The sequence below is a fragment of the Paraburkholderia sediminicola genome (genome assembly GCF_046027825.1).
Classification (GTDB): Bacteria; Pseudomonadota; Gammaproteobacteria; order Burkholderiales; family Burkholderiaceae; genus Paraburkholderia; species Paraburkholderia sediminicola_D.
Genome location: NZ_JAQQDU010000102.1, coordinates 1 through 18,054, shown reverse-complemented (window position 1 = coordinate 18,054; position 18,054 = coordinate 1). Strand labels below are relative to the sequence as shown.

At 59.6% G+C, this 18,054-nt stretch carries 18 protein-coding genes and 1 pseudogene; 4 read left to right on the top strand and 15 right to left on the bottom strand.

The features are described from left to right. Nucleotides 1-105: 105 nt before the first annotated feature. Nucleotides 106-648, bottom strand: coding sequence for a 2,4'-dihydroxyacetophenone dioxygenase family protein (locus PQQ96_RS35145; protein ID WP_408301034.1), 543 nt, complete (start codon nt 646-648; stop codon nt 106-108). 43 nt (nt 649-691) lie between these two features. Continuing rightward, entirely contained in the window at nt 692-1,258 is a 567-nt protein-coding gene (locus PQQ96_RS35140; protein WP_408301032.1) for a carboxymuconolactone decarboxylase family protein, read from the bottom strand. Nucleotides 1,259-1,561: 303 nt separating this feature from the next. Here PQQ96_RS35140 and PQQ96_RS35135 point away from each other — a divergent pair, with 303 nt between their 5' ends. Beyond that, nucleotides 1,562-2,833, top strand: coding sequence for an MFS transporter (locus PQQ96_RS35135; RefSeq protein WP_408301031.1), 1,272 nt, complete (start codon nt 1,562-1,564; stop codon nt 2,831-2,833). Nucleotides 2,834-2,961: 128 nt separating this feature from the next. Here PQQ96_RS35135 and PQQ96_RS35130 read toward each other — a convergent pair whose 3' ends face one another. The 9 genes from PQQ96_RS35130 to PQQ96_RS35090 all read right to left on the bottom strand — a co-directional run bounded on the left by PQQ96_RS35130 (nt 2,962) and on the right by PQQ96_RS35090 (nt 11,327). Continuing rightward, complete coding sequence (locus PQQ96_RS35130) at nt 2,962-3,165, bottom strand: hypothetical protein (RefSeq protein WP_408301029.1); 204 nt, start codon at nt 3,163-3,165, stop codon at nt 2,962-2,964. A 47-nt stretch (nt 3,166-3,212) separates the two neighbouring features. Further along, a complete protein-coding gene (locus PQQ96_RS35125) occupies nt 3,213-3,644 on the bottom strand; it encodes a nuclear transport factor 2 family protein (protein ID WP_408301027.1) in 432 nt (143 codons plus the stop codon). A gap of 102 nt (nt 3,645-3,746) precedes the next feature. Continuing rightward, a complete protein-coding gene (locus tag PQQ96_RS35120; RefSeq protein ID WP_408301026.1) occupies nt 3,747-5,327 on the bottom strand; it encodes a cation:proton antiporter in 1,581 nt (526 codons plus the stop codon). Between the two features lie 93 nt (nt 5,328-5,420). Next, a complete protein-coding gene (locus PQQ96_RS35115) occupies nt 5,421-6,845 on the bottom strand; it encodes an alginate export family protein (protein WP_408301024.1) in 1,425 nt (474 codons plus the stop codon). A gap of 158 nt (nt 6,846-7,003) precedes the next feature. Next, entirely contained in the window at nt 7,004-7,696 is a 693-nt protein-coding gene (locus PQQ96_RS35110) for a YoaK family protein (RefSeq protein WP_408301022.1), read from the bottom strand. 76 nt (nt 7,697-7,772) lie between these two features. Beyond that, the gene (locus PQQ96_RS35105) at nt 7,773-8,690 is read right to left on the bottom strand and encodes a glyoxalase (RefSeq protein ID WP_408301020.1); all 918 of its coding nucleotides are present in this window, start codon (nt 8,688-8,690) and stop codon (nt 7,773-7,775) included. 26 nt (nt 8,691-8,716) lie between these two features. After that, nucleotides 8,717-9,136 (bottom strand): DoxX family protein, encoded by a 420-nt coding sequence (locus PQQ96_RS35100; RefSeq protein ID WP_408301019.1) that lies wholly within the window; start codon nt 9,134-9,136, stop codon nt 8,717-8,719. A 14-nt stretch (nt 9,137-9,150) separates the two neighbouring features. Then, nucleotides 9,151-11,040 (bottom strand): amidohydrolase, encoded by a 1,890-nt coding sequence (locus PQQ96_RS35095; RefSeq protein ID WP_408301017.1) that lies wholly within the window; start codon nt 11,038-11,040, stop codon nt 9,151-9,153. Continuing rightward, nucleotides 11,037-11,327 carry a XapX domain-containing protein gene (locus PQQ96_RS35090; protein ID WP_121109330.1) on the bottom strand — a complete coding sequence of 97 codons (291 nt, stop codon included), beginning with the start codon at nt 11,325-11,327 and terminating at the stop codon, nt 11,037-11,039. Before PQQ96_RS35090 ends, PQQ96_RS35095 begins: the two co-directional genes overlap by 4 nt. Nucleotides 11,328-11,804: 477 nt before the next feature. Between PQQ96_RS35090 and PQQ96_RS35085 the strand changes: the two genes are divergently transcribed. Together PQQ96_RS35085 and PQQ96_RS35080 are read left to right on the top strand one after the other, a co-directional pair. Then, a complete protein-coding gene (locus tag PQQ96_RS35085) occupies nt 11,805-12,494 on the top strand; it encodes a hydrolase (RefSeq protein WP_408301015.1) in 690 nt (229 codons plus the stop codon). A gap of 129 nt (nt 12,495-12,623) precedes the next feature. Continuing rightward, nucleotides 12,624-12,902, top strand: coding sequence for a DUF1427 family protein (locus tag PQQ96_RS35080; RefSeq protein WP_408301013.1), 279 nt, complete (start codon nt 12,624-12,626; stop codon nt 12,900-12,902). 152 nt (nt 12,903-13,054) lie between these two features. Here PQQ96_RS35080 and PQQ96_RS35075 read toward each other — a convergent pair whose 3' ends face one another. Further along, complete coding sequence (locus tag PQQ96_RS35075; RefSeq protein WP_408301011.1) at nt 13,055-13,825, bottom strand: TauD/TfdA dioxygenase family protein; 771 nt, start codon at nt 13,823-13,825, stop codon at nt 13,055-13,057. Between the two features lie 296 nt (nt 13,826-14,121). On the opposite strand from PQQ96_RS35075, the gene PQQ96_RS35070 reads away from it, so the two are divergent. Beyond that, nucleotides 14,122-15,117: a D-2-hydroxyacid dehydrogenase family protein gene (locus PQQ96_RS35070; RefSeq protein WP_408301009.1), complete on the top strand. Its 996-nt coding sequence runs from the start codon at nt 14,122-14,124 to the stop codon at nt 15,115-15,117. A 151-nt stretch (nt 15,118-15,268) separates the two neighbouring features. Here the strand turns inward: PQQ96_RS35070 and PQQ96_RS35065 are convergent. The 3 genes and pseudogenes from PQQ96_RS35065 to PQQ96_RS35055 form a co-directional block, all read right to left on the bottom strand. Continuing rightward, a pseudogene (locus PQQ96_RS35065) lies at nt 15,269-16,369 on the bottom strand (alkene reductase); the annotation flags it as partial. Nucleotides 16,370-16,629: 260 nt separating this feature from the next. Next, nucleotides 16,630-17,583, bottom strand: a complete 954-nt coding sequence (locus PQQ96_RS35060; protein WP_408301007.1) for a SphA family protein — start codon at nt 17,581-17,583, stop codon at nt 16,630-16,632. 242 nt (nt 17,584-17,825) lie between these two features. Beyond that, nucleotides 17,826-18,054 (bottom strand): 4Fe-4S dicluster domain-containing protein (locus PQQ96_RS35055; RefSeq protein WP_408301006.1); only part of this gene is annotated, 229 nt, incomplete at its 5' end.

Genomic DNA, 18,054 nt, shown 5'->3' with positions numbered 1-18,054 from the left:
AGCCTGTGGTGCCGGGCGATCGAGTCGCCCGGCCGCCGCCGCGCATAGGGCACATCTTCGTTCGTGCGCTCGCGGCATCCGACAATTCGCACGTAACGAATACGCTTAGCGAATGAACTGCTTCACGTAGTCGGCGCCGAGGCCGATCGCTTCGTAATGCTTGCGAGCCGCTTCGATTTTCGTGAACACATCTTCGTATCCCACTGCTGTGCCTTCGGGATCGACGTAGGTGTACCCGCCCGTGACGTGAAACCACGTGATCATCTCTGTGACGTCCTCAGGCACGTACAAAGTGTGCGTCTCGCCTGCCGGCTCGTGTGCGTAGCCACCCTGCTCTGCAACCCAGTCGTGCTCGAGGTAATACCATCTGCCTCTCAGAACGATCGCGTGGACAGGGCCGGTATGGCGGTGACGCGAAAGCACACCGGACTGGCGCACTCTAAGTAGATTGACGTAGTAGCCCTGGCTGGCGCTGAGAAGCAGCGGCTTGAACGAAACAGTCGGCGTCATCGGCACCCAAAGATTGTCCTCCTCCAGCCATTTGTCGAGAACTCCCGAATGCACGATGTCGGGTGACATGTCAGGGGGTTGAGGCAGCTGATAAGGGATAGCACGCTCATCAGGCTTTCTTGCAGTTGTATTGGTCATGTTAGGAGACCTCCAGAAAATATCGATGCATCGAGAGCAAGGGTCAGGCGGTGGCCTTTACCGGCTTCGCCCACTCGTTGCCCTTCATGAACGGGTCGTACTGCGTATGGACGACGTGGTTCGTATAGTTGCTCATGACCTTCGTGGCAACGCCGAGGATCACTTCAAGCACGTTCTGGCGCGTGAAGCCGGCGGCGAGAAATGTCTCGACATCCGCATCAGAAGCAAAGCCGCGTTCGCGTACGACAATTGTCGTGAAGCGATGCAGGGCTTCAAGCTTCGGATCAGGCAGAGGCTCTCCATTGCGCAGCGCGGCGATGACAGCCGGATCCATCTTGATCATTCGGGCGAGTGCCGAATGGCCGGCCATACAGTAATGGCAATTGTTTTCGAAGTTCGAGGTCAGGTAGACGACCTGCTGCTCGTGCGGAGTAAGCGTACTCCTGGCAAAGAGGTCCCAGAGGGCGGAGTAGCCGGCGAGGAGCTCGGGCGATTCGGCCATGTGAGACTGGAGATTCGGCACAAAGCCAAAGGCCTTTTGTGCGTCTTCGAGCGCGGGTTTCGAAGCGGCCGGTGCGGTATCAATCGTGTACGAAGGGAACGTGCTCATGATCTTCTCCAAACGGGGGATCCGTGGTGAACAGATAGTGCGCGCGGCGTCACGCTGACAGAAGACCTTCGAGACACATAACATCCATTCCTGGCAGGCATAAGACGTTTGATGCGCCCTTCGGCGAACACGTCGATATTCCGCCTGGGAATGAAATCTATTGCCCAAGCCTGTCTTCCGCACTGCCGCAAAGGCATCGAAAATTTCTCCGTCCCCCGCACTTGATTGAGAGCCCGTCGTCATCGCTAGTAGCGGCAGGCTCTCGCCACACATCGCCAGTCAACCCGATACGAGACAGAGCCCATGAACACGAACCTCGCTTCCCCTGCCCGCGCCGGCACCGCGCCAACGATGGCGCGCAGCCTGATCCTGCTGTTTGCCTTTAGTTGCGGCGCGATCGCCGCGAACCTGTACTACGCGCAACCCATCATTTCGCTGATTGCGCCCGACCTGCACATGTCCGAAGGCACCGCGAGCCTGATCGTCTCGCTCACGCAGATCGGCTACGCCGCGGGGCTGTTCTTCCTCGTGCCGCTCGGCGACCTGGTCGAAAACAAGCAACTGATGATCACCAGCGCCGTGCTATCGACTGCGAGTCTCGCTGCCGCCGCGACGCTGGACGAGCCGCTTGTCTTTCTCGGGCTCTCGCTGTTGATCGGCTTCACGTCGGTTGCAGTGCAGTTGCTGATTCCGCTCGCCGCGCATTTCGCGGCGCCCGAGACGCGGGGCCGCGCGGCCGCGTGGTCGCGTGGTCGCGTGGTCGCGTGGTCGCGTGGTCGCGTGGTCGCGTGGTCGCGTGGTCGCGTGGTCGGCACGATCATGAGCGGGCTGGTGATCGGCATTCTGCTCGCGCGTCCGATCTCGAGCTTCATCGCCGGGGAGTTCGGATGGCGCGCGGTGTTCGGCTTCGGCGCGGTCGTGATGACGCTCGTCACGGTGCTGCTGGCACTAACGCTACCGGGCCGGCGCCCCACCCATTCGTCGAGCTATCCGCAACTGATCCGTTCGCTCGGGCGTCTCGTCGCGACACTGCCGGTGCTACGCCAGCGCTCGCTGTATGAGGGATTGATGTTCGGCTCATTCAGTCTGTTCTGGACCGCGGCGCCGATCGAGCTAATGAACCACTACCATCTGTCGCAGATGTCGGTTGCCGTGTTCTCGCTGGTCGGCGCGATGGGCGCGACGTCCGCACCCATCGCCGGACGCCTCGCTGACGCCGGCCACACGCATCGCGCCACGGCGTTCGCGCTCGCGCTGGCGGCGATCAGCTACCTGCCGGTCATGCTGATTCCAGGCCTCGGCGTGTTCGGGCTCGCCGGCACCGGCCTGCTGCTCGACTTCGCGGTGCAGATGACCATGGTCCTGGGCCAGCGCGAAATCTACTTGCTCGATCCGAACAGCCGCAACCGTCTGAACTCGATCTACATGACGAGCGTCTTCGTCGGCGGTGCCGTCGGCTCCGCCATCGCGAGCACGCTGTACCAGCACGGCGGCTGGACTTGGGTCGCGGTCGCCGGCATGCTGGCCCCGCTGCTCGCACTCAGCCGATTTCTGTTTGCACCACTAGGCCTATAAGCGCGGTGGTCCGCACGCAAAATGCGCCGCCCGTCTGGACGCATTGCGGACCGCGCGAGGTAAGCCACACCAATCGCGCGTGCCGACGCAACGAGAAGCGAACTCTGACTGCTCGCTTACACGGTCGCTTAAGCAGCGGCAGCTTCCGGCGCGGCCGCGATATTCGTCGTCGCGCGCACCTTTTCGGCGCCAACCAATTTCTTCGCCGGTGCCTTCTTCGCTACCGCCGTCCTTGTCGCGGGCTTCTTCTCTGCGGCTTTCGGCTTGCTCGCAGCGGCAGAATCCGCAACCGCCGCTCCACCATCAATCGAAAACTTCGACTTTTCCTTCACCGATGCCAGCCACGCCGACGCACGGCGGTCAACGGCGATAGGAGAATTCACTGCGTACGCCATGGGTACCGAGCAGTATCCGCATCCTCGTAGTCGGGGTCGAGATAGATAAAACAACGCTGAATCTTGAAATCACGTATTTCAAAGACATCACACCATCTTCCGGCCAACGTTTGACCTGCACTCCAGCGGACGCCATTTGAAGTCACGCCTGAACTCGTTCCTTCGATGACAACAACATCCCCCTGCTGGATGACGTTCAGATAGGCGTGGTCGTGTCTAAACTCCGCAATCATCTTGCTGAGGTCCGAAAAAAGCCGCTCGTACTCACTGCGCCCTGTCGCAAGTCCCCACTTCGGAAAATATACCTGGGCGTGGTCATCGAACAGCTCGAAAAAAGTACTCCGGGAATCGAGGCGCCGCAGATACTCCAAAGCTATTGTTCGACGCTGCTCGTCCGTCATTACCTTGCTCTCCATGATCGCCCCTTAAAAGAACCAAAGACAAGTTTGTTTTGGAACTGTCGCTCTCCGTCACCCGACGCACACCTGTCAAGACGCGGTCGGAAGACACCGACAGCCCTAAGGCTCAAGCAGGCGCAAGAGCCTCATCTCTTCGAAATCAAGTTCGGCTTCTATCCGATGCAGGACTGCATCGTCAATGCGACCTGCATCCTTGAGCTGCAAAAGCTCCCGACGTGAAACGCTCACCATGTCGAGTTCCAAGCGTAGTTGTCGCGCTCTGACATCGGCCTGCTCGGCTCCTTCATGATGGGCTCGTTCGTTATTGCTCACTCGAACCTTGTATTCGTCGAGGAGCCGCCGGAGCGCCATATCATCGACGTTCTCGCTGCCTGCCTTTCTCGTTGATAGCTCCTGCAACGCCGCATTGAATGTTTTCGACCTCGCCTCCAGTTCAGACATCGTCTGACGCCCTACCGGACGAATTCGAATGAGGCGAATCAAAAGCGAGAGCGTCCCGCCCTGAATGACCAGAGTGGAAATTATGAGAGCGAAGGCGCTGAAGATAATAAGGTCTCGCGCAAGAAAGCCATTGGGCAACGCGAGTGCGGCCACGAGGGTGACTACTCCTCGCATACCTGCCCAAGAGAGAATCGTAGCCTCCCGAAGTGACCAGGCCCGAACAAGGTTGGTCTTCCTGAGCAGTTGCCCCGGAACGTACATCGTGGCGCCAACCCATACCAGTCTCGAAACGAACGTAGCGACGATGGTCGGTATGGCCACCTTCAGTCCGTCGACCAGCAACGAATCTTGCTGCTGCATGCGGACCATGATGCCTCGCAGCGCAAGCCCGATAAGGATGAACACCAGAGAGTTGAGAATGAACTCTACAGCTTCCCACGTGGCCTTCGCCTTCAGTCGCATGCTGGCGCCGAAAATCCGATGCTGGCAAATCCCCAATATCAGTCCGCACGTCACAACCGAGAGCACGCCAGAGCCGCCCATTTCCTCAGCGAGGGCGTAGCTCGCCCACGCCATGATGAACGTCACGGTGATACCGATAGCGACGTCTTCTATTCTGGCTATCAACCATGTCATCAGAGTGCCACTGAGCGCCCCGACTGCAATCCCGATGGCAGTCAGCGAAATAAAGAGATTGCCGCCCCTAACCAGCGTGATATTAGCCGTGGACGCGCACAGAATGGCAATCTGGTACAGCAACAGACCGGACGCATCGTTGACGAGGCTTTCTCCCTCAAGCGTCGCGACCAACCTGCCTGGCAGCGGAGTACGCTGGAGTATGGCTTTCGCCGCGACTGCATCAGGCGGAGACACGATGGCGCCCAAAGCAAAGCACGCGCTCCACGGCAGAGACGGATTGACCTCGTGCACAACAGCTGCAACGACGACGGTCGTAAACAGCACAGCCCCCAGCGCCAGCGAAACTATTGCGCCGACTTCCCTGTGGAAGTCATCCCATGCGGTATAGAACGCACTCGACATCAGGAGCGGCGGAAGGACCGCTGCAAGCACAAGACTGGGGTCGATTTCGGGCGAATGCCCGCCAATCAGGGCCGCACAACACCCGCCGACCAAGAGCGCGAGCGCGGGAGGAAATGCCACTCGGTCCGCGAGCCAGGTCAGTACGCACGCGCCCGCCATCAGCATTAGCAGGTAGTGGAAAAACTGGACATTATCCATAGGCAATTCTTAGAGCACGAGCGCTGCTCGGACATGCATCGTAGAGCTCGTTTCTTCCGCAAGATACGACGCCCGGGCCTCGCCCGCGCGACGCTACCAGCCATACTTCAGCTCCAGTCCAACATAGTCTGAGTTGCTTCCACCCAGCTCGCGGATAGAGTTTCCGACCTGGAAATGAACGGCCTCAACGGAGGCAATCAGGTTGGCCGCCACTGTCCAGTCGGCACGTATCTGTGCATAGACGCCAGTCCATCGCGTGCCGTGGCCAGCCGTACCCGGGACGACAGCACTTCCCTGCTGATAAATGGCGTCGTTCGTGCTCATCCGCCATTGGAATCCGGCTGCAAACAGCAGGGCTAGCTTGCTAGACGGCGCGAGCGTAATCGAGGGCTTCACATGGATAAGGTTTGCATACCCCGTGTAGCCCGCCAACGTGAAGTAATAGCCGTTCGGGAAAAGCGGATTGAAGGTCTCGACGCGGCCGTCGTTCAAATGGCGGTCACCGGATGCCGCGTCTATCTGCACACCGAACCGCGGCTTCCAGGGAGAATCGAGCGTGTAGCCGAACAGCGAGCCAACCGCCCACGCAGCAATCGTCTTGTCGCCGACGTGGCCCGTTTGGTACATCGACTCCACGTCCCAATCTGTGGCAGCGATTTTCCCCGTATATCGCAGGTCAAACACGTTGCGATGCTCATCGCCTTGCACATCAAGGAACCGTGCACCGTCACGGGTGTAAAGCGAATAATATCCAGACAGGTCTCCGGGCCCAACGCCTTGCCGTTCGAAACGCACACCGCTAAAGGTCAAATGGCTATTCGACGTGTCGTCGAATGCCGTGACGTCGCTGTACTGAACAGGTTGAGTAAGGTAGCCGATGAAGCGCCATTTCTGGTACTCGTAATCGGCCCAGATAGCGTCGTACGCCTGGCGTACGTTCGGACCGTCGCGAACGGAAATGAACCGTTGAAGGTCGAATGCCATTTCCTGGCGGCCGACGCGGAATTTCACCGTTCCGGGCCCAAGCGGACTGACCCACGCAACAAATGCCTGTTCCAGATCGAGCGGATTCTTGTCAACAGGGGTCACCATATCCTTGCCGAACGGCCTGGCATCTTCGAGTTGCACAAAGAACTGAAGGTACGGGCCAATACGCGCATCGGCACTGACCTGCGCGCGCTGGATCACGTAGGTATCCGAATGTCCCGAGCCGATGCCGAATAGAGGCGCATCGTTGATCTCGAGGCGCTCGCGCAGATTGGCACCCAGCGACAGATACGAATAGGGGTCACCGCCGAGCGGGATATATTTCAGACTGTCGAGTGGCTCGCGCGGTATACAGGGATTCTTGAGAACCGACCAATCTTCTTGCCAGCGATTGAACATCACGACCGGCCGCTTGGCGTCACACGTGCCAGTCTGCTGAGAGGGTTGCCCCTCATTCTCCGCCCGTGTGTCTTCGCAGAACCCGAGCGCAAGCCCAGCAACGGCAATCCCGATACATGCCGCGAGTTTCATCCCACCGGGCCTCCCGCCGTGTCAACATTGTTCTTCCTGCCTCTATGGAGTGAAGTGCTGCGTCACCCAACACCCCACGCACTCTTCGGATGCCATCAAGGCATCGTCGATGCCCCCTCCCTGAGGCACGAGCAGCGAGTGCGCTCGCAGGAGAAGTATCAAGAGGCAAGGTTACCTACCGCGTCCCGGCGCATCCACGCGCGCATTGCCAGCCCAGCGAGCCCGATTACCGGTAACAGTAGTGCCCAGAAGCCAAAGTGTCTGTAAGCCAGAGCACCGGCGACGGCGCCGAGCCCGAACGCTGCGATTGCTGGAAGCATTTTGGCGATTCGCGTTCGTGCAGCCGCCCTGGTGTCAGCCGCAACGTGCGGCGAACACAGGTCAAGCGCGTCGAGAATGACCTGCGTCACATTACCGGTCATGACGGTATTCGGCACACCAGCCCGGGCAACAAGACGGCTGTGGGCGTTCTGGACACCCATTGCAGTCGCGCCAAACATCCCACACACGACCACTGCCCAACTTTCCGGGCTGAACCTGGGTCCGAGATTGACACCGGCAAAACAAAACGCCAGAAGCAGAAGCGCCTGCACGACGTAGAGCATGCACGCGCCGCGCATCGGAGTCTCGGGATTACGGCCCCGGATGATGAAGCTGCTCAACGCAACGCCAAGGATGAAGGCAGGAAACGCCATCAGCTTCAGGAAGACGCCCTGCCCATATCCTGCGACGCCACCACCAATGAGCACGAAGTTCCCCGTCACATGTGCTGTGAACAGCCCGAACAGCGAGAAAAAGCTGAGCGTGTCGACATAACCAGCGGTCGCCGAGAGCAAATTGTCGTCATTCATTGCGCACCCAGTGGAGAAGCGTTAGCGGGCATTGGCCTCTCAAATACCGGCGCTCTATCTTGGTCGTGACGCTCCACTACCTCGCGGTCGCGTGAATTTCCGCGATGTATCCTCCGGGGAACTGGACGATGGCAGATTCTCTCTGGTCCGACGTGAAAGGCTGCACGAGAACCGAAACACCAGCGGCCTGCGCCTTTTTCATGGTGTCATCGAAATCCTTCACTTCATACCCGGTCATCTCGTGCCCGTATGGGTATGGCAGATGGCCGTCGGTCACGAAGACGGTCATGTTACCGAAGCCCGACGTCAGCCGAACGAGCCGGAAGGTATCGTTCGGCCGCCCGATTTCAACGCCCGGCGCGCGGCGGTTATCGGAGAGAACCTTCCCGTTCGAGAACGCGACCCAGTTCTTGATGAGTGCGTTAGCGCGTCCGGGCGAGACGTACACCCTGTTCTCGGGAACGGTCTCGAGCGGCCCGTAGTTCGGAGCCTGCGTGTGCCAGTAGAGCTGCATGTGCACGCCGCCCGGCCACGAGATGACTGCATCGCGCCCAATCGGATCTGGAAACGTATCGACCACGACATCGGCACCGTGGGCCTTCGCTGACTTCATCGCACCGTCCATGTCCGTGACGAGGTAGCCGGTACGCTCGTCACCAAAAGGATACGGAATCGGCGTCTTGAAACCGAACACCGAAATAGTGCCTACCGGCGTGAAGACCAGTTGAGACATCGTCTGGCTAGGCGTAGGCGTCACCTGAAAGACGCCCTGCTGCGATTTGTGGCCGCCGAACGTGGCAACGAAGCTGTCCGTGAACTTGTCGAAGTCCTCGGGTGCCACATACACGTGAGTGGTGTCGTATTGCGCCCCAACAGAGAAGGACGCCGACTGGGGCGTCCCGAGGTTTGCCTTTGCGAAAGAAATCGACGGGGCAGTCGCAACGAGGCCGAAAGCGAGGGCAACGGCGACACCGAGAGATTGAAGGTTACGCATGATAGTGAGTTTCCTGTCCTGTTTTTTTAGACGCGAGAGCGTCGCTCACCGCTGGCCAGATAGGTGACCATTACGAAGGCGGCAATCAGCCCGAGATGCTCGAAGAAGCTGTTCAACGCCATGAAGCGCGCCACGCCTTCCAGACGCCAGAAGTTGTTCGCCACCAGCATCGCCACCACCGTCAACGCAGCCAGCCCTCCCGCTCCGAGCCACGTGAACCTGTTGAAGATAACGCACAGGGAGCCGGCTATCTCCACGAGAATTGCCAGGGCAGCCCAGAGCCACCCCGGTTGGAGGCCGACGTGCACCTGCTCAGCGACCGCAGCATCGAAATGCAACAACTTCGTGACCCCGCCAATGAAGTAGGCTGACACGAGACAGATGCGAACCAGTGGCATTACCCACGGTTGGCGCAGTAGCATCGCAACCCAGGATGGACTGTCCATCACGGGTCCCCGCTCTAGACCGCCCAGCACGCGCATCCCAGCGCTCCCCAAAAGCCCTTGTAGTCCGATGTTGGCGCGTTGCTGAGCCAGGCGCGTCCATGGTCGTGTCCGTGTATGCCACAAGCGCGCGCGCAGTCACACACTGCGGACGCAACCTGTTGCAGAGGAGCACCGGACGCGTCGCCCTGCTTCCACGCTGCAAACCCGCCATACTTTCGTACCGGTGACCAGTCAGGCATCGCGGGAGGCGGCGGACTGTCGTCCAGCGCGGTGAATTCGCCCGTCGCACATACCACCTTGCCGCCTACCACCGTGAGCAAAGACGAAGCGCCAGCGATGTCGTCCTCGGCGCAGGCAAAGAAGTCGCGGTCAGGGACGATAAGGTCCGCGAGCTGACCCACTGCAATCTGCCCTTTCTTGCCGACTTCATTCGAGAACCAGGTGACCTTCTCGGTCCACATGCGCAGGGCCGTCTCACGGTCCAGACAGTTGCGCTGGGGATAAATGCGCATGCCGCCGACCGTCTTGCCGGTCACCAGCCAGGAGAGGGAGACCCACGGGTTGTAGGACGCCACACGCGTTGCATCGGTCCCCGCTGACGTATGAATCCCTTTCTCGAGCATTCGCGCAACAGGCGGCGTTCCCTCAGCTGCCTTCTCACCGTATCGTTCGATGAAATACTCGCCCTGGTACGCCATTCGATGCTGGACCGCAATGCCCCCACCGAGAGCAGCGATGCGGTCCATCGACTTCTCTGTAATCGTCTCCGCGTGGTCGAAGAACCAGTTCAGCCCGGCAAGGGGTGTATCGCGGTTCACCTTTTCGAACACATCGAGCGCACGACTGATGGTCTCGTCGTACGTCGCATGCATGCGCCACGGCCAGCGATTCTCCACGAGCACGCGGATGACCCCTTCGAGGTCGCCCTCCATTTCCGGAGGCATGTCCGGGCGCGCCACCCTGAAGTCCTCGAAGTCGGCCGCAGAGAACGCGAGCATCTCGCCCGCGCCGTTGTGCCGGAAGTAGTCGCTCCCGTCCTTATACTTCGAGGTCTTCGTCCAGTTGAGGAAGTCCTCCTTCTCACCCTTGGGCTTTTGCGTGAACAGGTTGTAGGCCAGCCTGATGGTCAGCAGTCCCTCAGCCTCAAGCTTCTGGATGACCTCGTAGTCCTCCGGGAAGTTCTGGAAACCACCGCCAGCATCAATGGCTCCGGTGACGCCCAATCTATTCAACTCGCGCATGAAGTGCCGCGTCGAGTTCAGCTGATATTCGGGAGGAAGCTTGGGCCCCTTCGCCAACGTCGCATAGAGGATGGCCGCGTTGGGCTTCGCCAGGAGCAACCCGGTCGGATTGCCCGCGCTATCGCGCACAATCTCGCCGCCGGGAGGCTCAGGCGTCTCTTTCGTGTAGCCGACCACTCGTAGCGCCGCAGCGTTCAGTAGCGCGCGGTCGTAGAGGTGCAGCATGAAAACCGGTGTGTCCGGTGCTGCAGCGTTCAGCTCCTCGATGGTCGGCAAGCGACGTTCGTCGAACTGGTGCTCCGTGAATCCCCCGACGACACGTACCCATTGAGGGGGCGGCGTGATAGCAACCTGCGCCTTCAGCATGTCCATCGCAGTCGCCAATGAGCGCACACCATCCCACCGAAGCTCCATGTTGAAATTCAGGCCGCCACGGATGATGTGAAGATGGTTGTCGATTAGCCCCGGAAGCGCTGAGCGTCCCTTCAGGTCGACTGTGCGGGTGCTATCGGACTTGAGCTGACTTACCTCGCTTTCGCTACCAACGGCAATGAATTTGCCGTCCTTGATAGCAACCGCAGTGGCAGTTGGCTTCGATTTATCTAGTGTCGTGAACCGGCCATTAAAAAGAATCAGGTCCGGCGCATCTTGCTGAGACGTCATGAACGCTTCTCCTCAGACGATACTCCCGCCATGGGCCGAGGGCTTCCGGAGTTTCGGCCGGGCAAAGACCCAAACAGGTGTTGATTGCAATGCTCCTCCCTCCAGGCCACACGAAAGTTGGCTCCGGATAGCATCTTTTTTGCAACCGGGAAAATTTGCTCGCCCGCAAGTATGCCTAAAAGGCCTACCAGGGCGACGATAGGAGGGGCCGGTGACGTGACGCCAATCAAGCTATAGACCACGCCTACCAGGATTCCAGCCAGCAGCGAAAGCACATAAGCTTTCATCGACCAACCCTCCTCTGGTACGCCGCAAGCAGCCACTCGCGACGACAATGGCCAAGCCGAAAAAAAAGCACCCGCACTGATGCGACGACTGATTACCGGGCGTTAAAGGACGCCCGCTCGGACGACGTATGGAATGCTCCGAGAAGTACACACACCGACCGAAAATATAAGCAGAACCCGGCGACCTGCGGACCGTAACTCTTTCGGTACCCTAGCAGCTTAGGACTTTCAATCTCCAAAGAAAAGCGTCTTGTTAGCATCGACCCGATACAAAAAACCCCTGGTATCGCTATCGACAACTTCACATCCGGGCAATGTGAACTATGCTAATTTTGGACCACGAGATGCCATTGCTCATGTCCTGTTTTTCCAGCAAGAAACACGTAGTTCCTGGAGTGTTTAGACAATGCGAGGGCTTGCCTGACGCTCAAGTCTGGCGCGACGTTTTGTTGAAACCTCATACGAAGAGAGGACATCATGAGCCAAGAGAAACTGCAGGTACTTACTCCCACCAACAGCCAGGTCATCTTCATCGACCAGCAGCCTCAGATGGCTTTTGGCGTCCAGTCAATCGACCGGCAAGTACTGAAGAACAACGTCGTCGGACTGGCAAAGGCGGCGAAGGCTTTCAATATCCCGACTACTATAACGACGGTCGAAAGCGAAAGCTTCTCCGGCTTCACGTACCCAGAGTTGCTCGACGTGTTCCCGGACCAGCCCACTCTAGAGCGAACCTCGATGAACTCGTGGGACGACCAGAAAGTCCGCGACGCGCTCAAGAAGAACGGCCGGAACAAGGTCGTCGTGTCCGGCCTGTGGACGGAGGTCTGTAACACGACGTTCGCGCTCTGCGCGATGCTTGAAGGCGGCTACGAAATCTATATGGTCGCCGATGCATCCGGCGGCACGTCGAAAGACGCGCACGACTTCGCAATGCAGCGAATGGTCCAGGCCGGCGCCGTCCCTGTCACGTGGCAACAGGTCCTGCTCGAGTGGCAGCGCGACTGGGCGCGCAAAGAAACGTATGACGCCGTGATGGAAATCGTGAAGGAGCATTCGGGCGCATACGGAATGGGCGTCGACTACGCCTACACGAGGGTTCATAACGCCCCCCAGCGTACCGAGACAAAGCACGAGTCTCTCGCTCCAGTCCCGGCGAAGACCTGACGTAACAACGCATGCTCAGCAGCTGAGATGCGAGGCTCGTCTCCGGAATAATCATTCCGGTGCGGGCCTTTAGCGCAATGTCAAAATCATCGAGCACGCTGATACGCGAGTCCGAGGAATTTTCTACAGATGAAGCCTTACATTCTCTCTCTCCTTGGTGGCATTCTCGCCGGGGCGATATACAGCCTGATTCGGGTTCGCTCGCCGGCACCGCCCATGGTTGCGCTCGTGGGATTGCTGGGGATAGTTATCGGGACTCAACTCATTCCGACGGGACGCCAGCTTCTGGCGAGCACTACGCTTCCGTTTCCAAAAACGGAGGCGGTGCAGACGCACACTACGCACCCGCTCCAATCGAACAACGCCAAATTGATTTCGCGAGCGCCGGCCAACGTCTCACCGAATTGAATCCCGCCAGGCTGCCTCGGCGAAGTTGCTGGGCCCCGTGTGCCTCATGAATGTCTCGACGCTCAAAAACAGGTTCTTCAACGAGCATTCCATTGGTACTTTCCCCCAGAAAATCGCTGGCGTGGGCGGGGACGCCCACGGGTCAAGGTCGCTCAGTGCTGAGCCTTGCCCCAATACACGTCATCCGCCCGTATCGTCGTTCGATCCAGAACGCGATGCTGATCCACCGAGATCGGCGTAGCACGGTGGGCGACCCGGAGGTTGTCGGCAATGACGACATCGCCTTCGCGCCAGCGATGGACATAAGCGGCACCTGCGCGGGAGAGGTGTTCGTTCAGATCGGTCCGCAACGCCATGAACTGTTCGGGCGTGTAACCCACGACGCCGCCGGTAAGCCCAACGTTGAAGTAGAGCGACGGCTCGCGTGTCGCAGGATGCCGCATAACGAGCGGATGTTTTATCCCGTTTCGATGCAGCGTAATGAGACCGTCAATTGCGGGCTTCCTCTCATCCGGCAACGCCGTGTATGCCTCCCGCAGATCGGCAAAAAGCGTCTCGCCGCCATTGTCCGGTTGCGCGACCAGATACCAGATCGAGATAGGCGTGGCGTCTGCACGAAACGACCCGTCGGAATGCCAGTAGCGGCCAACGTTCGTATGACCTTCGGCGGGGCGGCTAGCCACGCGAAAGATCTGCGGGTATTCGGCCAACTGTCCATCGCCCGACGGAAACGTCTCGAGCGGCCCAAAGACCTCCGACATCCTGACCTGCCCAGCAGGTGAAAGCTTCTGATTCCGGATGACCAGCAAGCCATGTTCGAGAAGCGCCGTACGCAACCCGTCCACATCGTCTTGCGTCAACGCGGTCAGATCGGCTTCCTCAACGTGCGCGCCAAAGCCCATATTCATTGCTCTGATCTTCATCGTTCCTCCGATAGTGCTAGCCGTTCCAGGCCTCTGCCGTTGGAATGCGGCCGTGAGTCAATGCAGAACATGCTAGCGAGGAGGAGGTCAGCGGAGTAGTACCGGGCGCGGCATATGATTCATTCCTGGAGGCAATGCCGCGCTGCGTTCATTCCCAACGGGAATGAACGATATGACCACGCCCTCTCTACCGCATCTCGCGGAGAAAGCACAAAGTATCAAGGGCATTCGTTGGCGGTTGCCCCGCCCTTTTTCGGACCTCGTGTCCTCATGTAGATGAAACAGGAGTTTCCAGCATGAACGCCAATTCTCTCGTCAGGATCGCGATCCTCGACGACTATCAGAATGTCGCGCTGACTCTTGCGGATTGGTCACCGCTGAACGGCCGCGCAAGCATCACTGTCTTCAATGACCACATCGCCGAGCCCGACGCCCTGATCGAGCGGCTGAAGCCATTCGACATCGTATGCGTGATGCGCGAGCGCACGCCCTTGCCTCGTGCGATCCTCGAGAAACTGCCTGATCTCAAGGTCATTGCGTCCACCGGACTCGCCAACGCCGCCATCGACGAGGACGCTGCCGCCGCCATGGGGATCGCCGTGCTCCATACGGGCTATTCCTCCACGCCGACGATCGAGTTCACATGGGCGCTTATTCTCTCCATGGCCAGAAACATTCCGGGAGAAAATCAGTCGCTGCGCAACGGCGGATGGCAACGCTCGGTGGGCGACGAACTCGCAGGCAAGACACTTGGCCTGCTCGGGCTTGGCCGTGTCGGATCGGCGGTAGGCACAATCGGCCGGGCATTCGGCATGAACGTAGTCGCCTGGAGCCAGAACCTGACGCCCGCGGCCGCCGCGGAAGATGGCGTCCAGTACGTGACGAAAGATGAATTGTTCTCGAGCTCCGATTTCGTCTCCATTCACGTGCGCCTCAGCGAGCGCACGCATCACCTCGTTGGCGCCGCCGAGCTGGCGAAAATGAAACCAACGAGCCGCCTGATCAATACCTCTCGCGGCCCCATCGTCGACGGTACCGCCCTGCTCGACGCGCTCAGGACGGATCGGATCGCCGGCGCGGCGCTGGACGTCTATGACGTCGAGCCCCTTGAGAATCCCCATCCGTTGTGCGAACTGCCCAATGTGCTCGCCACGCCGCATATCGGCTATGTGTCGAAGGAGCTATACCGGACTTTCTACGGCGATACAGTCAAAAACATCGTTCGCTGGCTGGACGAAAACGAACGCCCAGAGCAGAACGCTCGGGCACGAGTGGATTCAGACGTGTCATGACCTCACTGTCCGATAACCGGAATGGCGAGTCGACGCCCAACGCGAGATTCCAACGCTGGACGCCTGCTCCACTCGCTGCCCGACGACTTCACCAGCCACCACGTTGCTGGGCGATCGGCGGGCAGCCCGACTGCGTTGCCTGCGCATTCATTCAGGCCGAGACTTCTTCGGATAGCGACTTGTAGTCGGTATAGCCCGGCGCATCGCCACCGTAGAACGTTGAGCGATCGTATCGATTGAGCGGCGCACCGGTGCGCAAACGCTGCGGAAGATCCGGGTTGGCGATGAACATCCGGCCAAAGGCGACGAGATCCGCGTGACCATCGACAATGATCTTCTCGGCGCTCTCAGCCGTGAAGCCGCCAGCGGCAACGATCGTACCTGTGTAGATCCGGCGAATGTCCTTCGAAGAAACGTCGGCGTCGGTCGTTTCCTTTTCTACGATGCCGCGAATGCGAGGTTCAATCACGTGCAAGTAGGCAAGGTCATACTCGTTCAATCGCGCTGCCACATGACCGAACGTTGCGTGCGGATTGCTATCGGACATCGTGCCGTAAGTGCCGCTTGGCGAAAGCCGGACAGCCACTCGGCCGGCCCCCCACACGGAAACGACCGCATCGAGGGTATCGAAGAGGAAGCGCGCGCGGTTTTCGATCGACCCACCATACGCGTCGTCGCGATGGTTCGTCCCGTCGAGCAGGAATTGCTCGAACAGATAGCCGTTCGCAGCGTGGAGCTCGACGCCGTCGAATCCGGCCTGCTTCGCGAGCTCGGCGCCGCGCCGGAACTGCTCGACAATGGCGGGAATCTCGGCGGTTTCGAGGGGGCGCGGAAGGATCAGTTCCGCTTCGGTGATCTGGCCAGTTTCGTCGCGAATCGCAGCGTGTTCGAGCGAACGCAACGCCGACGGCGCAACCGGCGTGACGCCCCCGGTATTGGCCGGATGCGCCTGACGGCCCGCGTGCCACATCTGCAGGAATATGCGGGCGCCCTTGGCGTGAACGGCATCGATCATGCGCTTCCAGCCCTTGACTTGTTCCTCGGTGTAGATCCCGGGCGCGTCAACGTAAGCGATCCCGAGCTGGGATACCGCCGTTGCATCGGTAATCAGCAGGCCACCGTCCGTCGCGCGTTGTGTGTAGTACTCGACCATGAGATCGCCGGGGACGTTGCCCGGCTCGGTACGCATTCTCGTGAGCGGCGCGAGCACCACTCGGTGTTGCAGTTCGTAATGTCCGACTTTCGTTTGGCTGAGAGCTTGCTCATGACGTCATCCTCAAAGGGTGTTGGGTGACGCTATGTTGGCGGCAAGCGTGCGCGGGCAGTAGAGGCCGCGCGGCAATAGCTATGATTCCGGGGAGGAATAGCAGCGGAGCCGCTGGCGGCGCTTCAGAGGTCACGCTGCGCGCAAGGGCAGTCAGGCTGTTGCCGCGCCAGGCACATGGTTGCGGTTTTGCCCTGCAAATCCAGCTCTTGACGGGCGGCGGACCTTCACCGCGCCTCAGCGCCGCGTCAAAACGCGACGGTCGCCGTCGCCATGACGGTCGACGTGCTCGACAGCCGGTTCTTGCTGCTGACGGTCGGAACCCAGCGCAATGTCATGCTGAGCGGGGTCTTGCCACCGATCTTGGTATCGTAGGTCACGATCGGGCCGACCGCCCAGTCGTAGCCGCGAAAGCCATTGAGCTTATCGGCAGTCGGGCCGCTATCATTGCCAATCTGCTGCACCGTACCGACGATCAGGCCCACGCCGACGCCATTGCCAAAGCGCTTGAGCGCCATCAAGTCGAGCGTAAACAACGAGGCGTTCTGATAGTCCGTCGCGGAGTTGCGGGTATAGAACTGGACACCTGCGGTTGCATCGAATTCCATGCCAATGGATGGAACGAGCTTCGTGTACGCGACGGTAGGAATAAACGTCCAGTTGTTCAAGCTAACGTTGGCGATACTGTTCGGATCGTACTTGCCAGTGGGCGCCCAGATGTTGAGGCTGAACGCAATGTGCTCGGTCTTGGAGAAATGATAGCCAGCGATGATCGGCGCGAACGTCAGATCGAACAGGCCCGACGCGTCCTGATTCAGGCCGGCCGCACGGTTGCCGATGCCAAGCGTGGCGCTCGCACTTGTCCATGCATAGGGAAGCGTGAAGCTTGACGCAAAATTCCACGGACCGGGCCCGGTGTCCCATACCTTTAGCAGGGTCGCCAGCGTGAAGGAGACCTTGCCATCGAGACCCAAGGTGGTTTTCCCTCCGATCGGCACCGAACGACTTGAGCCGATAGAGCCATCGTAGTAGATCTCGGCCAGGTTCACGAACCAGTCAGGTTCAGGCGGAACGATCCCAGCGTCGGCTTGTACGCCGGTGCCCGAGATCGGGCGGCCGAGTGCACCCTCGGTGGCGTGCGCTGCGAACGGCAAGCCCAGTGTGACGATGAAAGCGGAAGCGCTGAACATACGCTTGAGCATGATTGCTGTCCTTCTGAAGAGCTTGCGTTGATTTGCGAGTGCCAAACAGAATGTGCGGAATTTGCGCTAACCAGCGCCGACGCCGGTTCGGCCCTGGAATCGTAACCCGTATGAAACCGGACAGCTAGTCCTGGTGCAAAGTCTTGACGTCCAGGACGTCCGGCACTCACCATTTCCCTCAGGAGGCAATTCGCCCGATACTTCGGGTCGTCCAGATCGGCTGCGCACGCGGAGCAACCTACTCACATATTCGGATAGTTAGGACCGCCGCCACCCTCAGGCGTCACCCAGACGATGTTCTGCGTCGGGTCCTTGATATCGCAGGTCTTGCAATGCACGCAGTTCTGCGCGTTGATGAGAAGGCGGTCGTCGTCGTTCTCGTCCTTCACAAACTCGTACACGCCTGCTGGACAGAAACGGGCTTCCGGGCCGGCGTAGGTTTGCAGATTCACTTTGATGGGAACGCTTGTG